This window comes from Clostridium boliviensis (assembly GCF_033342255.1).
Classification (GTDB): Bacteria; Bacillota; Clostridia; order Lachnospirales; family Lachnospiraceae; genus Lacrimispora; species Lacrimispora boliviensis.
Map to the genome: position 1 here is coordinate 1 of NZ_JAWONS010000205.1, position 379 is coordinate 379.

The window sequence follows — 379 nt, forward strand, 5'->3', positions numbered from 1 at the left end:
GTGATCGTTGTTTTATTTGCAATTTGAGGTTCCTTTACCTTGGGAAAATCGGGAAAGGTCGGCGTCTCCATCCATTGGCGGGAGTGTCCTTTTTCTTTTACAATAAATAGAGGAAAAATCTGTAGCGAGGGTGAAACTCCTCCCCATCTCCCTCCGGATGGAGTCCGTCCGTGTGGAAATGCCCGGATTCATGCTGAAGGCCCTGCAGCCATATGGTAAGAAGATCACGGATGGAGGAGGTCGCATCTTGCATCGATCGCGCTCCAGTGAATGGTTGATCACCGTGTTGATCGCGGTGCTGTTGGCGATGACGATCCGGCTGTATTTCTATGCTCCCTACCGGGTGTACGGCAGCTCCATGCTTCCCACGCTGCGGGGC

1 protein-coding gene is annotated in these 379 nt (G+C 52.8%); it reads left to right on the forward strand.

From position 1 onward, the window contains the following. Positions 1 to 178 precede the first annotated feature (178 nt). The coding region (locus tag RZO55_RS12500) for a S26 family signal peptidase (RefSeq protein ID WP_336624292.1) at positions 179 to 379 on the forward strand (201 nt) is incomplete at its 3' end.